The organism is Herminiimonas sp. (assembly GCF_030645555.1).
In the GTDB taxonomy this organism is placed as follows: Bacteria; Pseudomonadota; Gammaproteobacteria; order Burkholderiales; family Burkholderiaceae_D; genus Oxalicibacterium.
In genome coordinates this window covers 1-15764 of sequence record NZ_JAUSME010000035.1, presented here as the reverse complement: position 1 = coordinate 15764, position 15764 = coordinate 1, and the positions used below count along the sequence as shown (strand labels likewise).

The 15764-nt window shown below is 56.5% G+C and carries 18 protein-coding genes; 8 read left to right on the top strand and 10 right to left on the bottom strand.

Going from position 1 to position 15764, the window contains the following annotated elements; all coding sequences use genetic code 11:
• The 8 genes from Q7T06_RS01525 to flgL all read left to right on the top strand — a co-directional run.
• The coding region (locus tag Q7T06_RS01525) for a flagellar hook protein FlgE (RefSeq protein WP_304778980.1) at nucleotides 1-885 on the top strand (885 nt) is incomplete at its 5' end.
• A 69-nt stretch (nucleotides 886-954) separates the two neighbouring features.
• Complete coding sequence (flgF, locus tag Q7T06_RS01520) at nucleotides 955-1695, top strand: flagellar basal-body rod protein FlgF (protein ID WP_304778977.1); 741 nt, start codon at nucleotides 955-957, stop codon at nucleotides 1693-1695.
• A 69-nt stretch (nucleotides 1696-1764) separates the two neighbouring features.
• Nucleotides 1765-2547: a flagellar basal-body rod protein FlgG gene (gene flgG, locus Q7T06_RS01515; RefSeq protein WP_304778974.1), complete on the top strand. Its 783-nt coding sequence runs from the start codon at nucleotides 1765-1767 to the stop codon at nucleotides 2545-2547.
• A gap of 14 nt (nucleotides 2548-2561) precedes the next feature.
• Nucleotides 2562-3233, top strand: coding sequence for a flagellar basal body L-ring protein FlgH (locus tag Q7T06_RS01510; RefSeq protein ID WP_304778970.1), 672 nt, complete (start codon nucleotides 2562-2564; stop codon nucleotides 3231-3233).
• 28 nt (nucleotides 3234-3261) lie between these two features.
• Nucleotides 3262-4392, top strand: coding sequence for a flagellar basal body P-ring protein FlgI (locus Q7T06_RS01505; RefSeq protein WP_304778966.1), 1131 nt, complete (start codon nucleotides 3262-3264; stop codon nucleotides 4390-4392).
• A 7-nt stretch (nucleotides 4393-4399) separates the two neighbouring features.
• Nucleotides 4400-5353: a flagellar assembly peptidoglycan hydrolase FlgJ gene (gene flgJ / locus Q7T06_RS01500; RefSeq protein WP_304778963.1), complete on the top strand. Its 954-nt coding sequence runs from the start codon at nucleotides 4400-4402 to the stop codon at nucleotides 5351-5353.
• A 108-nt stretch (nucleotides 5354-5461) separates the two neighbouring features.
• Entirely contained in the window at nucleotides 5462-7405 is a 1944-nt protein-coding gene (gene flgK / locus Q7T06_RS01495; RefSeq protein ID WP_304778961.1) for a flagellar hook-associated protein FlgK, read from the top strand.
• An 11-nt stretch (nucleotides 7406-7416) separates the two neighbouring features.
• Complete coding sequence (flgL, locus tag Q7T06_RS01490) at nucleotides 7417-8634, top strand: flagellar hook-associated protein FlgL (RefSeq protein WP_304778959.1); 1218 nt, start codon at nucleotides 7417-7419, stop codon at nucleotides 8632-8634.
• 57 nt (nucleotides 8635-8691) lie between these two features.
• On the opposite strand, the gene fliR is transcribed toward flgL, so the two are convergent.
• The 10 genes from fliR to Q7T06_RS01440 all read right to left on the bottom strand — a co-directional run.
• Nucleotides 8692-9483 (bottom strand): flagellar biosynthetic protein FliR, encoded by a 792-nt coding sequence (fliR, locus tag Q7T06_RS01485; protein ID WP_304778957.1) that lies wholly within the window; start codon nucleotides 9481-9483, stop codon nucleotides 8692-8694.
• A gap of 26 nt (nucleotides 9484-9509) precedes the next feature.
• Entirely contained in the window at nucleotides 9510-9779 is a 270-nt protein-coding gene (fliQ, locus tag Q7T06_RS01480; protein WP_304778954.1) for a flagellar biosynthesis protein FliQ, read from the bottom strand.
• A 9-nt stretch (nucleotides 9780-9788) separates the two neighbouring features.
• Nucleotides 9789-10547 (bottom strand): flagellar type III secretion system pore protein FliP, encoded by a 759-nt coding sequence (gene fliP, locus Q7T06_RS01475; protein ID WP_304778951.1) that lies wholly within the window; start codon nucleotides 10545-10547, stop codon nucleotides 9789-9791.
• The gene (gene fliO, locus Q7T06_RS01470) at nucleotides 10537-10956 is read right to left on the bottom strand and encodes a flagellar biosynthetic protein FliO (RefSeq protein ID WP_304778947.1); all 420 of its coding nucleotides are present in this window, start codon (nucleotides 10954-10956) and stop codon (nucleotides 10537-10539) included. The genes fliP and fliO overlap by 11 nt, the downstream gene beginning before the upstream one ends.
• Nucleotides 10953-11378, bottom strand: coding sequence for a flagellar motor switch protein FliN (gene fliN, locus Q7T06_RS01465; protein WP_304778943.1), 426 nt, complete (start codon nucleotides 11376-11378; stop codon nucleotides 10953-10955). The genes fliO and fliN overlap by 4 nt, the downstream gene beginning before the upstream one ends.
• Complete coding sequence (gene fliM, locus Q7T06_RS01460) at nucleotides 11371-12369, bottom strand: flagellar motor switch protein FliM (RefSeq protein ID WP_304778941.1); 999 nt, start codon at nucleotides 12367-12369, stop codon at nucleotides 11371-11373. Before fliM ends, fliN begins: the two co-directional genes overlap by 8 nt.
• Nucleotides 12370-12373: 4 nt before the next feature.
• On the bottom strand, nucleotides 12374-12871 hold the full coding sequence (fliL, locus tag Q7T06_RS01455) for a flagellar basal body-associated protein FliL (protein ID WP_304778939.1): 498 nt from the start codon (nucleotides 12869-12871) through the stop codon (nucleotides 12374-12376).
• Between the two features lie 360 nt (nucleotides 12872-13231).
• Nucleotides 13232-14416, bottom strand: coding sequence for a flagellar hook-length control protein FliK (locus Q7T06_RS01450; RefSeq protein ID WP_304778937.1), 1185 nt, complete (start codon nucleotides 14414-14416; stop codon nucleotides 13232-13234).
• Nucleotides 14417-14440: 24 nt separating this feature from the next.
• Nucleotides 14441-14881: a flagellar export protein FliJ gene (gene fliJ / locus Q7T06_RS01445; RefSeq protein ID WP_304778935.1), complete on the bottom strand. Its 441-nt coding sequence runs from the start codon at nucleotides 14879-14881 to the stop codon at nucleotides 14441-14443.
• A 32-nt stretch (nucleotides 14882-14913) separates the two neighbouring features.
• Nucleotides 14914-15764, bottom strand: an 851-nt coding sequence (locus Q7T06_RS01440; RefSeq protein WP_304778932.1) for a FliI/YscN family ATPase, incomplete at its 5' end; no start/stop codon positions are given.

Here is a 15764-nt window from a genome sequence, read left to right as displayed (position 1 = left end):
GCAAGCGGCGGACGCCTGACCGGCTACATGGCGGATGCGAACGGCGTGGTTGCAGTTGGGGCGCCGACCGAACTGAAAATCGACAAGGCCGATCTGGCCCCGCAAGCCACCAGCACCTATGACCTGGCGCTCACGCTTGATTCGCGCAAGGGTAATTTAACCGCAGCAGGATTCGACCCTAACGATCCTGCGACATTCAGCGATTCCACCTCTGCGCCGGTCTACGACAGCCTGGGTAATTCGCATACGCTGCGCACCTTCTACGTCAAGACTGCAGGCGGCCAGTGGAGCGTATTTGCCACCAATGATGGCGTGCCGGTGAACGCCACCACGCCTCCCGGCTTGCTCGGAACGATGACCTTCAATACCGGCGGCGCACTGACCGGCACTACACCTTTGCCTCTGGTGGTGCCGATGGCGGTAACCACGGGTGCGGCTACACCGTTCAATATCACGATCGACTCTACCGGCACGCAACAGTTTGCCGGTAATTTCGGCGTCAGCAGACAGCTGCCTAACGGTTATTACGCCGGCACCCTGACCACGTTCGCCGTCTCTAGCAACGGCGACATCGTCGGCCGTTACACCAATGGCGAAGTCAAGACACTGGGACAGGTCATCATGTCGGATTTTGCCAACCCCAACGGTTTGCAAAACGTCGGCGGCAACCAGTGGGTCGAGACTGCAGAATCCGGCGTTCCGATGACCAGTACGCCGGGCAGCAGCGGCCTCGGCGCAGTGCAGTCGGCCAGGGTGGAAGAGTCGAACGTTGACCTGACGTCAGAGCTGGTCAACATGATTACTGCGCAGCGCGTCTATCAAGCCAATGCGCAAACCATCAAGACGCAGGATCAGATTCTGCAGACACTGGTGAACTTGCGCTAATGCAGGTAGTGATGGCAGTCGTATCGGCTGATTTGCAAAGTTGATGCGACTGATCATAGGAGAAATGATATGGACAGACTGATATACACCGCCATGACGGGCGCCAAGCAAATCCTGGAGCAGCAGGCCACGACGTCGCACAATCTGGCCAATGTTTCGACGACCGGCTTTCGCGCCCAGCTCGATACTTTCCGCGCAGTGCCGGTGGTCGGCGAGGGATTGCCGACGCGTACTTTCGTGGTCGACTCGACAGTCGGCACCGATTTTCGTGCCGGCCCAATCCAGCAAACCGGACGCGACCTCGACGTAGCCATTCAGGGAAAAGGCTGGATGGCCGTGGAACGTGCCGATGGCACGGAAGGCTATACGCGCGGCGGCAGTCTGAAGATCAATGAAAACGGCGTGCTGCAGACGCAGTCCGGCTTGAATGTGCTGGGCGATGGCGGGCCGATCACGATCCCGCCGGATGTACATGTCACGGTCGCCAAGGATGGCACGATTTCATCGGTGCAGCTGGGCAGCAAGCCGGGCGCCACCACCGAGATCGGCCGCCTCAAACTGGTCAATCCGGATGAGCTCAACCTGGTGCGCGGCGATGATGGCCTGTTCGTGACGAAGGATGGCGAGGCGCCGGAAGTCGATGCCACCGTCAACCTTGTCAGCGGTGCAGTCGAAGGCAGCAACGTCAATGTGGTCGATGCGATGGTCAACATGATCAGCCTGGCGCGCCAGTTCGAATTACACATGAATTTATTGAAGCATGCCGAGAGTAACGCTGCCAAAGCAACTGAATTTCTCGCTTTGAATTAATGCGCGTACAGGCAGAATGAAACTAGACGCTCGCTCTATGGGCAGTTTGCCGAAACACTGGAGAAGAAAATGATACGTTCCTTATGGATTTCCAAAACAGGTCTGGATGCGCAACAAACGCAGATGGACGTCATCTCCAATAACCTGGCAAACGTCAGCACCACCGGTTTCAAGCGTTCACGCGCGGTATTTGAAGACTTGATGTACCAAAACATGCGCCAGCCGGGTGCCGCATCGTCGCAGCAGACGCAATTGCCATCCGGCCTGCAGCTGGGTACCGGCGTGCGTCCGGTCGCAACGGAGCGCATCCATACGCAGGGCAACTTGCAATTGACCAGCAACAGCAAGGACATGGCGATTGAAGGCGACGGTTTCTTCCAGGTGCTGATGCCGGACGGCACTACGGCCTACACGCGCGATGGTTCCCTGCAGACCGACAGCCAGGGCCAGCTGGTGACTGCCAGCGGTTATCCGATACAGCCTGCAATCACGCTGCCGGCCAATGCCACTGCACTCAATATCAGCCGCGACGGCATAGTCAGCGTGACGGTGCCGGGTACGACAGCATTGTCTGAAGTCGGCGCCATCCAGCTGGCGACCTTCATCAATCCGGCCGGCCTGCAAAGCCGGGGCGAAAACCTGTTTGTGGAAACCACCGCATCGGGCAATCCGAGCACCAACACGCCCGGCACCAACGGCGCCGGACTGGTCAAGCAGAATTATGTCGAGACATCGAATGTCAATGTGGTTGAAGAACTGGTCAGCATGATCCAGACCCAGCGCGCTTATGAAATCAACAGCAAGGCGATCACGACCTCGGACCAGATGCTGCAACGCTTGACGCAATTGTAAGCAGGGGAATGGCAATGAAAAAATATTTGCTGGCGATGATAGTGGCGACTAGCGCGCTGCTGGGCGGTTGCGCCATGATGCCGGAAACCATAGTGCAGACGCCATTGACGGCGCGCCCGCAGGCGGCGAACACCATCGCGCCACCGGCCAATGGCGCCATTTTCCAGTCGGCTGCCTATCGCCCGATGTTTGAAGATCGTCGCGCCCGCCTGGTCGGCGACACGATCACGATCACGATCAACGAGAAGAGTTCGGCCGGCAAGCTGGCCGGCAGTTCCGGCAGCAAGGTCGGTACGGTTACCGCAGCGGCGCCTAACCTGTTTGGCCTGTTCGGTTCCCTCACCAGCCGCCTGGATGCCAGCGCATCGACCTCATCCAAGTTTGAAGACAAGGGCGCGGTTACTTCCAGCAATAACTTCATCAGTACTCTGACTGTCACCGTGGTGGAAGTACTTTCCAACGGCAACATGATCGTCTCTGGCGAAAAACAGGTATCGCTCGACAAGGGAGCCGAGTTCATCCGCTTCTCCGGTGTCGTCGATCCAAGCACCGTCAATGCCGGCAACATCGTTTCATCGACGCAGGTAGCCGATGCGCGTATTGAATACCGTACCAACAGCCGCATCGATGGCGCTGCAGTGATGGCGATGATGGCGCGTTTCTTCCTCAGCGTGATTCCTCTGTGATGTGCTGTGGAGGCAACCAGGATTATTTATGAAAACCGTACACATGACTTCCGTTGTTAAAAAATCGCTGCAGGCCTTGCTCTGCTCGGCGTGCCTGCTGACGCCATTGGCAGCGCAGGCAGAACGCCTGAAGGATCTGACCAGCGTGCAGGGCGTACGGCAAAATCAATTGCTCGGCTATGGCCTGGTCGTCGGTCTCGACGGCAGCGGCGATCAAACCACGCAAACGCCTTTTACCGTGCAAAGCGTAGTCAGCATGATGCAGCAAATGGGCGTCAACCTGCCGCCAGGCACCAATCTACAATTGAAAAACGTGGCCGCTGTTATCGTGACGACCTCACTGCCGGCATTTGCGCAACCGGGCCAGACGCTGGATATCACGGTGTCGTCGATGGGTAACGCGAAAAGCCTGCGCGGCGGCACTTTGCTGATGACGCCGCTCAAAGGTGCGGATGGCCAGATTTACGGCATGGCGCAAGGTAACGTCGTCGTCGGTGGCGCCGGTGCGGCAGCCAACGGCAGCAAGGCGCAGATCAATCATTTGAGCGTCGGGCGCATTTCTGCGGGGGCGACGGTGGAGCGTGCAGTTGCCAGTTCGCTGGGGCAGGGCGATGTCATTTTCCTCGAATTGAAGGAAAGCGATTTTTCTACCGCCAGCCGCGTGGTGGATGCAGTCAATGCGCGCTTTGGTCCGCAAACTGCTGCGGCCCAGGACGGCCGCGTGATCCGTGTGCGTGCACCGGCGAGCAATGACGAACGCGTCAGCTTCCTGGGCGCGCTGGAAAGCATTAATGTGACGCCGGCCATCGTCGGTGCCAAGGTAATCATGAATGCGCGCACCGGCTCGGTCGTGATGAACCAGGCCGTGACGCTGGACACCTGCGCGGTATCGCACGGCAACCTGTCGGTCACTATCAATACGCAGCCTGTCATCAGCCAGCCGGCGCCATTTTCCGGTGGCCAGACGGTGGTTGCGCAGCAGTCGCAGATTGAAATCAGCAAGGAGCCGGGCAAGGTCATCCTGTTGAAGAATTCAGCTTCGCTGGCCGATGTCGTCAAGGCCTTGAATTCGATAGGCGCAACGCCGCAGGATTTGCTGGCAATACTGCAGGCGATGAAGGCATCCGGCTCGCTGCGCGCAGAACTGGAAATTATCTAGGCTCAATATGATTACGCCTGCCGACAATTCGAACAGCAGCCTCGCAATCGATGCCAAGGGTGTCGAATCGCTGAAGCAGTCAGCGCGGCAAAATTCGCCTGAATCGCTGAAGGCTGCCGCCAAGCAGTTCGAAGCGCTGTTTATGAACATGATCATGAAAAGCATGCGCGAAGCCACGCCGCAAGAAGGCGTGTTCGACAATCAGCAGACCAAGATGTACACGTCGATGCTGGACCAGCAGTTGAGCCAGAACATGGCGAGCCGTGGGGTAGGGCTGGCTGATGTGTTGATACGCCAATTGTCGAATACCCAGATGAATGCTGCAGTCTCGGGCGAGGAAGCCGGCGCATCGAATGCCCTGCCATCGACCGATACCACCAGCATGCGCACCGAAATCATGCGCTCCATGGCCGAGCGCAATGCGCTTGCCGCGCAACGTTCAAATGCTGCGCACGGCGTGCAGGCAAGCGGCGGCGCCGTTGCTGCATCCTCTTCCAAGCCGGCACACATACAGGTTTTCCAGGATAAATTGACGGCCCATGCAGAAGAAGCCAGCCGTACGACCGGCATTCCTGCCAAGTTCATGCTGGGACAAGCCGCGCTGGAAAGCGGCTGGGGCAAGCATGTGATACGCACCGCAGATGGCGGCACCAGTCATAATCTTTTTGGCATCAAGGCGACGGGCAGCTGGAAAGGCAAGACCGTCGATGCAGTGACGACTGAATATGTGAATGGCGTGGCGCAAAAACGGGTGGAAAAATTCCGCGCCTACGATTCGTATGCGGACTCGTTCCGCGATTATGCAAAATTGCTGCGCGATAATCCGCGTTATGAAAAAGTACTGGCGAATGCAAGCGATGTGAAGGGTTTTGCACAAGGCTTGCAGCGCGCCGGTTATGCGACGGATCCTAACTATGCAGCGAAACTGACCAACATCATCAATCGTAACTTGTCTGCCTGATACCTGTTGTGATGGTGTGTAGTTATGCATTGCACAAGTTTCAAAACTATCCATTCAAGTTTTCCATCGGTTTGCCGTACACATCGATATAGCGTTTAAAAGATAAACATGGCCAATATTCTCAGCATCGCCCAGAGTGGACTTGCCGCAGCACAGGCGGGAATTGCCACGACAGGACACAATATCGCCAACCAGGCAACGCCAGGTTACAGCCGACAATTGGTCATACAGGCGTCGATGGGCGGGCAGAACCTGGGCTACGGTTTTATTGGTAACGGCACCAGGGTAGAGACTGTCCAGCGGGTTTATAACGACTTTCTCGGCACGCAGGCGATCAGCACCCAGGGTAGCGCCAGCCAGCTGGCCACTTACTATGCGCAAATCAGCAAGATCAATAACATGATCGCTGATTCGTCGTCCGGCCTGACCCCTGTGCTGCAGGATTTCTTCAAGGGCATCCAGGATCTGGTGGCCAATCCGGCTTCTACCTCATCGCGCCAAGCCATGCTGTCGGGAGCCGAATCGCTGGCGGCGCGCTTCCAGAACATGTCGGGTCAGCTGCAAAGCATGAACGATGGAGTCAATACTGAGATCAGCGCTGCAGTCACCAATATCAACGCCTACGCCAAGCAGATCGCACAATTGAATGATGCGATCGGCAAGGCGCAGAATGGCACAGGACAGCCGCCGAATGATTTGCTCGATCAGCGCGATCTGGTGATTTCCGAGCTGTCCAAGCAAACCAAGGTATCGGTAGTCAAGCAGGAAAGCGGTTACGGCGTCTTTATCGGCAATGGCCAGCCGCTGGTGGTGGGCACCGACGTGCTGGAACTCAAGACCATCGCATCGCCAACCGACTTGAGCCGGCTGGAAGTGGGTTATGTCACCAATGGCAATACCATCATCCTGCCGGAAAATTCTTTGGTCGGTGGCAATCTGGGTGGCTTATTCGACTATCGCAGCAAAACGCTGGATACGATGCAGAATTCCCTGGGCCGGATTGCGATAGGCCTGGCAGAAACCTTCAATGCGCAGCACAAGCTGGGGCAGGACCAGAACGGTGCGCTGGGCGGCGACTTTTTCAGCATGGCGGCGCCGCTCGTCAATACCAGCAACAACAATACAGGTACGGCAGTAATCGGCGCCAGCATCACCAATGTTTCGGCGCTGACAACCAACGACTATCGTCTGTCTTACGATGGCACCAATTACAAAGTCACGCGTATGCCTGACAGCGTGTCCATGTATTCGGGCGCTGCGTTTCCTGGTGCGGCGATAGACGGCGTGAGCTTCTCGCTGACCTCGGGTACGATGGCGGCCGGTGATGAATTCATCGTCAAGCCGACGATCAACGGCGCAGCGAATTTCAATGTGTTGATCAACGATCTGTCGAAAATCGCCGCCGGCACCCCGATTCGTACCGCCGCGCCAACCGCCAATAGCGGCAGCGGTACGATCAGTTCCGGCAAGGTCGACGCCAGCTTTGCCCTCGCGAATATTGCGACGCCTGTCACGCTGACCTACGATGGCACATCGCTGCCACCAACCCTGACCGGCTTTCCCGCGACTGCAGTCACTGTGACGACCAATGGCGTGGCAACGACCTTTGCTTCGGGCACACCGGTCACCTACACGGCTGGTTCCACCATCTCGTTTGCCGGCATGGCAATCGAGATCGCTGGTGCTCCAGCCGATGGCGACACATTTACCATCAGCGCCAATTCAAATGGCAGTGGCGACAATCGCAACATGCTGGCCTTGGGCGAACTGCAAACCAAGAAGGTATTGCAGGGCGGGACGACAAGCTACAACAGCGCTTATAGCCAGGTTGTGAGCATGGTCGGCAACAAGGCGCGTGAGCTGCAGACCAATAGTGCGGCCGAAACGACATTGCTGAAACAGATACAAACCGCGCAACAATCGGAGTCGGGTGTCAATCTGGACGAAGAAGCGACCAATTTACTGCGTTATCAACAGGCATATCAGGCGTCGGGCAAGGTCATGCAGGCCGTCAGCGACATGTTCGATGTTTTGATCTCGTTAGCTCGATAGGAATAAAGATCATGCGCATCAGCACCAATACCATGTATGAAATGGGTTCGCGGCAGATCAGCGAGTTGCAGGTTGGCCTGGCCAAAACACAGCAGCAGATTTCCACCAATCGCCGCATCCTGACGCCAGCCGATGACCCGGTTGCGGCGGCAGCCGCATTGGGCATGGACCAGGCCCTGTCGATCAATGCACAGTTTACAACCAATCGCTCGAACGCCAAAAGCGCATTGTCCGAGGAAGAAAGCGTCTTGCAAAGCGTCACCTCCTTGCTGCAATCGGTCAAGGATGTGATAGTCGGTGCCGGCAATGGTGCATTGGACGATGCGCAACGCAAAATGTATGCGACCCAGTTGCACAGCAATTTTGATGAACTGCTGGGTCTGGCAAATTCGCGCGACAGCAGCGGCAATTACATTTTTTCCGGATATCAAACATCTTCCCAGCCTTTTTCGAAGTCGGTGTCGGGAGCGGCCTATGCCGGCGACCAGGGACAGCGCATGACCCAGGTGGAAGCAGCGCGTCAATTGGCGACCAGCGATTCCGGAAGCACGGTTTTTGAAGGTGCTTCCACCGGGAATGGCCGTTTCGTTACCGCCGCCGGAGCCAGCAACACCGGTAGCGGATTGATCAGTACCGGATCGGTCGCTGACCTTGCGCAACTGACCGACCACGACTTTGCCGTCACGTTCACTGTCAATGCCACGACGGGTGCAACGACTTATCTGGTGACTGAAACGCCGGTGCCAGCGATACCTGCAACGGCGCAGCCTTATGTCAGTGGGCAGGCGATTACATTCGGCGGGATGCAATTCGACATCAAAGGCAGTCCGGAGAATGGCGATACGTTCAGCGTCAAGCCGAGTACCCAGCAAAGCATATTCACCACGATCACTGATCTTATTGCGACCTTGTCTACTTCGGCAGCCGGCAGCAATGGGAAAACAAAACTGGCCAACAACCTGGCAACAGCGAACAACAACGTGGCAAATGCGCTCGACAATATTTCGTCTATCCGCTCCTCGGTTGGTTCGCGTTTGAAGGAAATCGACAATCTCGATAGCGCCGGCTCTGAATTGAAGATTCAGTACACCAAGACCTTGACTGATTTGCAGGACATCGATCCGGTAGAGGCGTACTCACGCTTTACGCAGCAGCAATACACGCTGGAAGCAGCGCGCCAGTCCTTCATCAAGATTTCCGGCCTGTCGCTGTTCAACATGCTTAGCTGATGGCTGGACTTGCCTGTGCAGTTGCCTGGGCAGGTCAGTCACAAGCGCGCCGCGTTTTTATTTGAGCGGCGCCAGCGCCACGGTAATTCTACCCATCGCATCTATACCTTCCTGCAACAGGCTGACGATCGGATTCATCAAATAGGGCAAGACCAAGCCTATCATGATGAACCCGACCCCGATGGTGATCGGGAAACCGATACCAAAAATGTTCAATTGCGGCGCTGCCCGCGTCAAGATACCGAGTGCGATATTCGTGATCAGCAAGGCGGCGACGATAGGCAGCGACAACTGCACGCCTGCGCTGAAGATGCGCCCCCCCCATTTGACTACCTCCAGCATGCCGCCGGCAGAGACAAAGCTGCTGGAAACCGGCAGCAACTCGAAGCTTTGCGCCAGCGTGGAAAGGACGACCAGGTGCAGATTGCTCGCCAGGTAAATCATCAGCGTGAGTAGCGCAAGAAACTGGCTGATTGCCGATGAGTGTGCGCGTGTCTGCGGATCGAAGAAGCTGGCAAAACCCAGGCCCATCGTCATGCCGCTGATTTCGCCCGCCATTTCGACACCTGCGAACACGATGCGCATCGCAAAGCCCATTGCAAGACCGATCAGCAGTTGCTGCATCAGTATCAGCAGGCCGGTGGGCGACATCGGGTCCATCGCCGGCAGCGCTGGCACGGTGGGTGCAATGATCAATGCCAGCATGATGCCGAGCCCGATCTTGACCCGTGCCGGCACGCTCACGTTGCCAAACAGCGGGGCGACAGAAATCAATCCTATGATCCGCGTAAGCGGCCACATGAATGAGGCTATCCAGGTGTTCAGTTCTGCGCTGGTAAGGGTGATCATGCCGCTCGGTAGTGGAGCTGGGGATGCTAGCTGACGAGCAAGGGAATGCTGGTGAACATTTCGCGCATGTAATCAAGCATGACGGTCAACATCCACGGCCCGGCTATCACCAGTGCGGCAAAAATGCCGATCAATTTCGGAATGAATGACAGCGTGGTTTCATTGATCTGGGTCGCGGCCTGGAAGATGCTGACGACCAGGCCGATGGCAAGCGCAACCAGCAGCATGGGCGCCGCTACCATGACGGTGACTTCAATCGCATGGCGACCCAGGGTCATGACACTTTCGGGAGTCATCGCAAATCCTCAGTAAAAACTTTGTGCCAGCGAACCGATCAATAGCTGCCAGCCATCGACCAGTACAAACAGCATTAACTTGAATGGCAGTGCCACAATCGAAGGCGACACCATCATCATGCCCATCGACATCAGTACGCTGGCGACCACCATATCGATGATCAGGAAGGGGATGAAGATGGCGAAGCTGATCTGGAATGCCGTTTTCAATTCGCTGGTGATGAAAGCCGGCACCAATACGCGCAGCGGAATATCTTCCGGGCCTTGCAGTTCCGGCCCCTTGGACATTTTCACGTACAGCGCCAGATCGGATTCGCGTGTTTGCTTGATCATGAAAGTCTTCAGCGGTGCCACGCCTTTTTCGAGCGCTTCGCCCATTTGTATCTTGTTGGCGGCAAACGGCTGATAGGCATCGACGTAAATTTTATCCAGCACCGGACTCATGACAAACAGTGTCAGAAACAGTGCGAGTCCGATGATGACCTGGTTCGGTGGCGAGCTCTGGGTGCCGAGCGCCTGACGCAACAGCGAGAGTACGATGATGATGCGGGTAAAGCTGGTCATCATCAGCAATGCGGCGGGCAGGAAGGACAGCCCGGTCAGCAGCAGCAGGGTTTGCAGGCTGAGAGAATAAGTCTGACCGCCGCCCGCGGTCGGGACGCTGGTCAGTGCCGGCAGGCCGGCTTGTTGTGCGATGGCCGCAAGCGGCAACGCGAACAGCAAGAAAGGCAGACAGCGGCGTGTCCGTATCGAGAGCTTATTGGCCATTACGTTTTTCGATTGTTTGCGCAAGCCAGGTCGAAAAATTTTTCGCAGGTGCGGCGTCAGTGACGGCAGTTATTTCTTGTCGTGGCATCGTGCTCAGCGCATTGACGCGACCGGGGGCGACCCCGACGACTATCCACTGATCGGCTATTTCAACCACGACGATACGTTCACGGCTGCCGACGCTGACGCCGCCGATGATCTTGACATGGGCGGCGCTGATGCCTTTTGCCGCATTGAAGCGGCGCAACAACCACGCAGAGGCAGCCATCAAGCCGAGTACCACCAGCAAGCCCAGCGTTACCTGCACCAGGTTGCCGGCGGCCGATGAACTTGCGCTGGCTGCGTCTGCAGCATGCGCAACTGCTGCTGCCGGCCACAGCGCGAGCAAGGCAAGGCGTATGCAAATCATCGGTTCAGCTTGCGGATGCGTTCGGACGGCGTGATGATATCGGTCAGACGGATGCCGAACTTGTCATTGACGACAACGACTTCGCCCTGGGCGATCAGGCAGCCGTTGACCAATACATCCATAGGTTCGCCTGCCAGGCCATCGAGTTCGACCACGGAACCCTGCGCCAATTGCAGCAAATTCTTGATGGCGATTTTGGTGCGCCCCAGTTCAACTGTCAGCTGTACCGGGATGTCGAGTATGAAATCGATATCGTTGTGCGTGCCGGTCTTCAGGTCGCCGCCGGAGAAATCCTTGAATACAGTGGCAGTTGCCGGTTTGGGTGCCAGCGCCGCAGCTTCGGCTTCGGTCTGCACCTGCTCGGCCATGGCTGCGCCCCAATCGTCCTCTGCAGCCGTTTGGGATTCGTTTTCTTCACTCATGATCTTCTCCTTGCATTGAATCGTGTGCGCTATAAATCAGTTTTTCCACGCGCAGTGCATATTGCCCATTCAGTTTCCCATACGAGCATTCCATCACCGGCACGCCGTCGACTTCTGCCGTAATCTGATCCGGTACGGCAATGGAAATGACATCGCCGATCTTCATGTTCAGTATGTCGCCCAGTGTTACTTTTGCCGAACCCATGTTGGCCAGGATTTCAACTTCTGCAGTCTGGATCTGTTGCGTCATCAAACGGATCCAGCGCTTGTCCATTTCCAGCGTTTCGCCCTGCATGCTGCTGGTCAGCAGATCGCGGATAGGCTCGATCATCGAGTAGGGCACGCAGAAGTGCAGGTCGCCGCTGACCGGGCCGAGTTCGATCGTGAAAGTCGTGGCCACCACAACTTCATTCGGCGTGGCGATGTTGGCGAACTGCGTATTCATTTCCGAACGGATGTATTCGAATTCGACCGGATAAACCGGCTCCCACGATTTGGCGTAGGTTTCGAAAATGATGCCGAGTATGCGCTGGATGATGCGTTGCTCGGTTTGCGTAAAGTCGCGACCCTCAACCCGGGTATGGAAGCGGCCATCGCCACCGAACAGGTTATCGACCAGCAGGAATACCAGGTTCGGATCGAGGACGATCAGGCCGGTACCGCGCAGCGGTTTCATGTGTATCAGGTTGAGATTGGTCGGCACGACCAGGTTGCGGATGAATTCGCTGTACTTGGATACGCGTACCGGACCGATCGATACTTCCGCGCTGCGATGCAAAAAGTTGAACAGGCCTATGCGCAGCAGGCGTGAAAAACGTTCATTGATAATTTCCAGCGTCGGCATCCGGCCGCGCACGATGCGCTCCTGGGTTGCCAGATTATAGGGGCGTACGCCCGCAGTATCTTCCGGTTTGCCAGCCTCATCCTGATCGCCATTGACGCCCTTTAGCAGAGCATCAACTTCTTCTTGTGAGAGGAAATTATCGGCCATGGTTTTATTGCACGACGAAAGAGGTAAACAAGACGCTGCTTACTTTCATGGTCGGGCCCTGTGGTGTAAACGGTTGTTTAAAAATGGCAAGGATTTCTTCAGACAATTTGTTCTTTCCTTCTGTCGTCAGGATTTCCGATGCCTTCTTGCTCGACAATAAAAGCAGCAGACGGCTGCGCACATGCGGCATGTACAACTTGATCAAATCAACCTGCGCCTGATCAGCCACTTGCAGGGTAAAGCTGGTTTGCAGAAACTGCTCGCCATTTTCAGCCTGCAGGTTAACGGTGAATGTCTCCATAGGCAAAAAAACCGGCGGCTTGGCTTCTGCTTCTACTGCCTTGGCTGCCGGTGCGTGCGCTGCCTTTTGCCCCAGGAAGTACCATGCGCCAGCACCACCGCCAGCCACTACGATCAACAGCGCAAGCACGATAATCAATAATTTTGATTTCTTCGGTTTTTCTGCAGATACATCTGTTTTTGGGGCTGCCTTTGTTGCCATCTGTTTTCCTCAGGTACGGCATGCTTTTTTGGGTACATGCCATTATTAAAAAAAAACGACGCACAGGATGCATGGAAAAGAGAGGGGAATACGACGCATATCATCGTATTCACGTCATGCCATCCTGCGGTCGCTTTTTCCTGCGGAGGACCATAAAGCCTGCGGCCATTACAGAACTCCTGCTCAAGGCGCTATTAGACCATTATTCATTGCGGCAGACACCCGCATGTGCGAAAAGAATACGGTTTTTGATGGATGGCGAGAGATTGTGTTACTGCCAATGACCCGCTCGGCACACGGGAGCGATTCAGCTCCTCATGTGGTTTCACAATTGCCGGCCGAAAATTTCACACTATGGCATCAGGCAAAGGTGTCAACTATCCCGGTACCTGCAGATGAAACCGGCACATGGCTGACATGGATGGCAGGATCAGCTGCATTGCCGTTCTGGCTGGCCTGGCGTCCATTCTGACGCTGTTCACTGAATGCATTTTGTTGACTGGACGTGCCGGCACTGACGCTGGACTGGCCCAGTTGTATGCCGGCTTCATTGAGCATTTCGCGCAGGCGCGGCATGGCGGCTTCCAGCGCATGCCGCACTTCAGGTTGATGCGCGGTGAAGTTGGCTGTGGCTTGATTGTTCGATACATTCAAGGTGACTTGCATCGGTCCCAGATCGGGCGGATTCAGTATCAGGGTTGCAGTCTGTTGGGCGCCTTGCACCATCCACACCACTTTTTGACCGAGAGCCTGACTCCAGTCGGGGCTGCCGACTTGCGGTGCCAGCTTGCTGGATTGCGCACCCTGGATATCATTGAGCTGCTGGAGCGCCGCCGTTGTGACTGCAGCGATGTTCTGCGGATTCGTCACGGTGGCTGGTTCAAATGCCTTGGCCGTCTGGAGCGCAACGGCGGCCAGTTCGACATCGGCCTTGACCGGTGCGCTGGCTGCTGGCGCCGCTGCCTTGCTGCTGTCGCCGGTGGCTGTCGTGGCCTTGTCGAGCGCGGCGACGAAATCGGATGCCTTGCCTATTGCATCTTTTTCGCTGGCGCCTGCGGCAGTGGTGGCGGCGCCAAGAGTGGTATCGAGTGCCGTGTCGGTAGCGCCGATCCTGGTTGCGGCCTCGCTTGCCGGCAGTGCATCCGTTGCCACTGCTGCGGGTGTGGCGGCAGTATTTGCCTGCACCAGCGAGGCGATGAAAGCGAGCATTTCTGCAGAGGCGGCTATCGGCTCTGCATCGGCCTCGTTGCCATCGGCTATCGCGCTGGTATTGTCTTCGTCCGTTGCTTTTGCAGTATCTTTGGCATTCGTGCCGGAGGCTTCATTCTTCGCCTCGTTCTTCATTTTATCGCCGCTATTTGAATTATCTTTTTGCGCGTTTTTTGCCACTTCACTGGTGTTGCCCGCATTGTTGCGATCGGCGATTTCACGCGACAGCACCTGGTTGAAGGCGCCGGCTTCGGATGAAGATGCCGCATCCTGCTTGCTGTTGTTCGCAGGCGCCGCTATCACGGGGAGAGCATTGTTGATGGTTGAAGTATTCATGATGCTGCCGCCTGTTCTGGTGGTTTATCTTTTGTACAGAAATTGCCTTGCCGCGTGTTCATCCGTCTGCTTTTGATCGCGTTTGCTTTCTGCCTGCTGCTTGCTCTTTAATGCCCGATTTGCCAGCGTGCCGTACGACATGCGCTTGCGCTCGCTGGCCTGCCACGCAGTTCGTTCACGTTCGACGCGGACATGTGCATCGCGTACTACCAGCTTCTGGCTGTCTATCGCCTGTTCCAGCTTGTCCATGAAAAGCTGGAAATTGCGATAACCCATCGCCGTCAAACCGGTTGTCAGGTTCTGCTGAAAGCGCGCCGCATAATCGTCGCGGTACTGCATCAGCAAGGCCAGTTTTTGCTCGGTTTCCTCGGCTGCCTTCATGCATTGCCCCAGACGTTTGGCAGCCTCGTCGGTTTCCTTGGTGGCCAGCTCTATCAGTGTGTCTAATGCAGAAGATGTAGCCATTTTGGGTAATTATATTTTTTTGCGAGCGCCGGCTATCGCTCGAATAGCGAGGCAAGTTGCCCCAAGCTCTCGTTTATGTCGCTGCGTTCGGTAATGTCCTGTTGTAAAAACAACTCTATTTCCGTGTTCAGCGCAATCGCTTCATCCAGTACCGGATCGGCCCCTGCACTATAAGCGCCGACGCTGATCAAGTCACGATTGCGCTGATAGCGTGAAGTCAGCTGCTTGAGCTTGCGCGTCTGTTTTTGATGTTCCGGCGTGGTGATGTTGTGCATGGCGCGGCTGATCGATTGCTCGATATCGATGGCCGGGTAATGGCCGGCTTCGGCCAGCGAGCGGTTGAGCACGATGTGGCCGTCCAGAATTGCGCGTGCGGCATCGGCGATCGGATCCTGTTGATCGTCGCCCTCGGTCAGTACCGTGTAAAAAGCCGTGATCGAGCCGCCGCCTTCCTTGCCGTTGCCGGCACGCTCTACCAGTGCGGGCAGCTTGGCAAAGACCGATGGCGGATAACCCTTGGTTGCCGGCGGCTCACCGATGGCCAGCGCAATTTCACGTTGCGCCATCGCGTAACGTGTCAGTGAATCCATGATCAACAGCACGTTCTTGCCTTCATCGCGGAAGTGTTCGGCGATGGCAGTCGCGTAGGCGGCGCCTTGCAGGCGCATCAGTGGCGGTGTGTCGGCCGGTGCCGCAACGACGACGGAACGTGCCAGCCCCTCGGTGCAGAGGATCTGTTCTATGAATTCCTTGACCTCGCGACCCCGTTCGCCGATCAGGCCGACCACGATCACATCGGCCGTGGTGTAACGCGCCATCATGCCGAGCAAGACGCTTTTGCCGACGCCGGAGCCGGCGAACAAGCCCATGCGCTGGCCACGTC

Excerpts from the sequence above, each read along its gene's own strand:
- flgF (WP_304778977.1), top strand. The coding sequence starts at position 955 with ATGGACAGACTGATATACACCGCCATGACGGGCGCCAAGCAAATCCTG.
- flgG (WP_304778974.1), top strand. The coding sequence starts at position 1,765 with ATGATACGTTCCTTATGGATTTCCAAAACAGGTCTGGATGCGCAACAA.
- Q7T06_RS01510 (WP_304778970.1), top strand. The coding sequence starts at position 2,562 with ATGAAAAAATATTTGCTGGCGATGATAGTGGCGACTAGCGCGCTGCTG.
- Q7T06_RS01505 (WP_304778966.1), top strand. The coding sequence starts at position 3,262 with ATGAAAACCGTACACATGACTTCCGTTGTTAAAAAATCGCTGCAGGCC.
- flgJ (WP_304778963.1), top strand. The coding sequence starts at position 4,400 with ATGATTACGCCTGCCGACAATTCGAACAGCAGCCTCGCAATCGATGCC.
- flgK (WP_304778961.1), top strand. The coding sequence starts at position 5,462 with ATGGCCAATATTCTCAGCATCGCCCAGAGTGGACTTGCCGCAGCACAG.
- flgL (WP_304778959.1), top strand. The coding sequence starts at position 7,417 with ATGCGCATCAGCACCAATACCATGTATGAAATGGGTTCGCGGCAGATC.
- fliR (WP_304778957.1), bottom strand. The coding sequence starts at position 9,483 with ATGATCACCCTTACCAGCGCAGAACTGAACACCTGGATAGCCTCATTC.
- fliQ (WP_304778954.1), bottom strand. The coding sequence starts at position 9,779 with ATGACTCCCGAAAGTGTCATGACCCTGGGTCGCCATGCGATTGAAGTC.
- fliP (WP_304778951.1), bottom strand. The coding sequence starts at position 10,547 with ATGGCCAATAAGCTCTCGATACGGACACGCCGCTGTCTGCCTTTCTTG.
- fliO (WP_304778947.1), bottom strand. The coding sequence starts at position 10,956 with ATGATTTGCATACGCCTTGCCTTGCTCGCGCTGTGGCCGGCAGCAGCA.
- fliN (WP_304778943.1), bottom strand. The coding sequence starts at position 11,378 with ATGAGTGAAGAAAACGAATCCCAAACGGCTGCAGAGGACGATTGGGGC.
- fliM (WP_304778941.1), bottom strand. The coding sequence starts at position 12,369 with ATGGCCGATAATTTCCTCTCACAAGAAGAAGTTGATGCTCTGCTAAAG.
- fliL (WP_304778939.1), bottom strand. The coding sequence starts at position 12,871 with ATGGCAACAAAGGCAGCCCCAAAAACAGATGTATCTGCAGAAAAACCG.
- Q7T06_RS01450 (WP_304778937.1), bottom strand. The coding sequence starts at position 14,416 with ATGAATACTTCAACCATCAACAATGCTCTCCCCGTGATAGCGGCGCCT.
- fliJ (WP_304778935.1), bottom strand. The coding sequence starts at position 14,881 with ATGGCTACATCTTCTGCATTAGACACACTGATAGAGCTGGCCACCAAG.